Genomic DNA, 3,420 nt, shown 5'->3' on the forward strand with positions numbered 1-3,420 from the left:
CTACTACTCGGCGGCCGTCCTGGTGCCCGACGCCCTGGGCATCCTGGAGAGCGTCGAGGTCGCCTGATGTCCTCGTACACGCTGCCGGACTTCTATCTTCCGCACCCTCCCCGTCTCAACCCCCACCTGGAGACCGCGCGCGTTCACACCCGGGCCTGGGCCGCGGCCATGGGCATGTTCGACGACCCCGACATCTGGGACGAGCAGCGGATGGAGGCCATGGACTACGGCCTGATGTGCGCCTACACCCATCCCGACTGCCCGGCCACCGAACTGAACCTGATCACCGACTGGTACGTCTGGGTGTTCTACTTCGACGACCACTTCCTGGAGACCTTCAAGAGGAGCCGGGACGCCGAAGGCGCCCAGGCGTACCTGGACCGGCTCGACGCCTTCATGGCCGACGTCCCCCCCGAACCGGCCAACCCGGTCGAACGCGGACTGGCCGACCTGTGGCCGCGCACCGTGCCCGCGATGTCGCCGTCCTGGCGCGACCGGTTCGTCCGTGTCACCCGGGACCTGACGCAGGAGTCGATGTGGGAGCTGTTCCACATCGAGCGCGACGCGGTGTCCAACCCGATCGAGTACATCGAAGAACGCCGCAAGGTCGGCGGCGCCCCCTGGTCGGCCGCCCTGGTGGAGCACGCCGCGGGGGCCGAACTGCCGGCCCGGCTCGCCGGCGGCAGACCGATCCGTGTGCTGACCGAATCGTTCGCCGACGCCGTGCACCTGCGCAACGACCTGTTCTCCTACGAACGCGAGGTACGGCAAGAAGGCGAGCTGTCCAACTGCGTCCTGGTCTGCGAACGGTTCTTCGGCTGCGACACCCGGCAGGCGGTGAAGATCACCAACGACCTGCTCACCTCACGGCTGCACCAGTTCGAGCACACCGCGCTGACCGAACTGCCGCCGTTCTTCACCGACGAGGCCGTCTCGCCCGCCGAGCAGTACCGCATCCTGCGCTACGTCGGGGGACTGCAGGACTGGCAGGCCGGCGGCCACGCCTGGCACACCGCCTCCAGCCGCTACACCAAGGCGGACCGTCCGGGCGGGGCGCTCGGCATGAACGTCTCGCGGGCCCATCTGACCGGCCCGGGCGGATTGCGCAACCACACCCACATCCCCTATGCGGAGGTCACGGTACGGCTGCCGCAGCCCTACATGCCCTTCCCGGTACGCGACAACCCGGCTCTGGACGCGGCCAGGGCCGCCGACGTGGAGTGGAGCGCGGCGATGGGATTCTTCGATCCCGTCCCCGGCATCCCGGCGACCGCCCTGTGGACCGAACAGAAGCTGGTCGGGTTCGATCTCGCCCTGTGCGCCTCGGGCATCGACCCCGACGCCTCGGCCGGGGAGCTCATCCTCGCGACCAACTGGCTGGCCTGGGGCACCTACGGTGACGACTACTACCCCCAGGTCTTCGGCGCCGCCCATGATCTGGCTGGCGCGAAGCTCGCCAACCGGCGGCTGCGGCGGTTCATGCCGATCGATCCGGCCCCGACGCCGGTCCCGCTCAACGCCGTGGAGAGAGGGCTGGCCGACCTGTGGCCGCGCACCGTCGGGTCGATGCCGCCGGAGGCGCGCAGAGCCTTCCGCGCCGCGGTCGAAGACATGATCGACAGCTGGGTGTGGGAACTGGCCAACCACGCCCAGAACCGTGTCCCTGATCCGATCGACTATATCGAGATGCGCCGCAGGACCTTCGGCTCTGACATGACGATGAGCCTGGCCCGGCTCGCCCCCGGGCGGCGCATTCCCGCGGAGCTCTACCGGACCCGTGAGCTCACCGGCATGGCCAACGCCGCCCAGGACTACGCCTGCCTGGTCAACGACCTGTTCTCCTACGAGAAGGAGATCCGTTTCGAAGGAGAGCTGCACAACGGGGTCCTCGTCATGCAGACCTTCTTCGGCTGCGGCCCGCAGGAGGGAGCCGCGGTCATCGACGCCTTGCTGACTTCCCGGATGAGGCAGTTCGAGCACATCACCACCGTCGATCTGCCCGCCCTGCTCGACCGGATCGAGGCCTGCGACGCGGTCCGCCGGTCGGTCGCCGGCTACGTGACCGAGCTGCAGGACTGGATGGCAGCCATCCTGCGCTGGCATCAGCGGACCCGGCGCTACCCCGCCTGCGAGTTGACCCACCCCACGGTGGCTCGCTGGACCCAGGGCCCGACCGGTCTGGGCACCGTCACAGCCCGCCTCGCCTCCCTGGCGTCGTTCGCGGCGCCGTCCACCGTACCCGCCGGATGGGCGGGCACGCGGTGACCCCTTCGGCGGCCGGGGACTTCCGGCTGAGCCTGGGCACGCAGGCCGCCCGCACCCTGGCGACCACGGCCAAGACCCCGCCGCAGATGCAGGCGATCACCCCTCGGCACCTGATGAGGGTGCTGCCGTGGGTCGAGACGAACGGCGCCTACCGGGTCAACCGGCGGCTGACTCTCACCGTCGGCGACGGCAGGGTGAGCTTCGTCTCCACGGGATCACAGGTGGCGGTCGTCCCGGACGAACTGCGCGAGCTGCCGTCGCTGCGCGGATACGACGACAGGCGGGTGCTCGACGTCCTGGCGGAGAGGTTCGTCCAGCACGACCTCGACGGCGACCGGCAGGTGCCCCCGGGCCAGGTCGTCCTGGTGGCGCACGGCAAGATCGCCGTAACCGCCGCCGGAGAGTACGGCGACGAGAAGGTCTCCCGGATCCTGGCCGGCGGCGACCATCTGGGTGACCTCACCGGCTCCGGCGAGGTCACGGCCAGGACCCTCACGCCCAGCACCGTCCTCGTGCTGTCCCCCGCCGACCTGGAGGAGCTCCTCCGGCGCCATGGCGGTCTCCGCGCCCACCTGCGCCGGCCCGTCCCCGCCCGGCCCGGCAACCGGTACGGTGAGGCGGAGATCGAGCTGGCCGCGGGCCACCGCGGCGAGCCGGTGCTGCCCGGCACGTTCGTCGACTACGAACTGGCCCCGCGCGAGTACGAGCTCAGCGTCGCGCAGACCGTGCTGCGCGTCCACACCCGGGTGGCCGACCTGTACAACGAACCGATGAACCAGACCCAGCAACAGCTGCGGCTGACGATCGAGGCCCTGCGCGAGCGCCAGGAGCACGAACTGGTCAACAACCGCGAGTTCGGACTGCTGCACAACGCCGATCTCAAGCAGCGCATCCACACCCGCTCCGGCCCGCCCACCCCCGACGACCTCGACGAGCTGCTGTGCCGGCGCCGCCGCTCCCACTGCTTCCTGGCCCACCCCCGGGCCGTCGCGGCCTTCGGCCGGCAGTGCAACCGGCGAGGACTGTACCCGGACGTCACCGAGATCGACGGAGCCAGGGTCATGAGCTGGCGGGGCGTGCCGCTGCTGCCCTGCGACAAGATCCCGGTCAGCGACGGCGGCCTGACCTCGATCCTGGTGATGCGCCTGGGCGAGA

At 70.3% G+C, this 3,420-nt stretch carries 3 protein-coding genes; all 3 read left to right on the forward strand.

The window, feature by feature from the left end:
* The first annotated feature begins 22 nt into the window (after positions 1–22).
* Positions 23–67 (forward strand): hypothetical protein, encoded by a 45-nt coding sequence (locus IEZ08_RS40760; RefSeq protein WP_373294407.1) that lies wholly within the window; start codon positions 23–25, stop codon positions 65–67.
* On the forward strand, positions 67–2,265 hold the full coding sequence (locus IEZ08_RS38880; RefSeq protein ID WP_189244226.1) for a terpene synthase family protein: 2,199 nt from the start codon (positions 67–69) through the stop codon (positions 2,263–2,265). Before IEZ08_RS40760 ends, IEZ08_RS38880 begins: the two co-directional genes overlap by 1 nt.
* Positions 2,262–3,420: family 2B encapsulin nanocompartment shell protein (locus tag IEZ08_RS38885; protein ID WP_189244227.1), on the forward strand; the 1,159-nt coding region annotated here is incomplete at its 3' end. The genes IEZ08_RS38880 and IEZ08_RS38885, both read left to right, overlap by 4 nt.

This window comes from Planobispora rosea, from assembly GCF_014648175.1.
GTDB classification, from domain to species: Bacteria; Actinomycetota; Actinomycetes; order Streptosporangiales; family Streptosporangiaceae; genus Planobispora; species Planobispora rosea.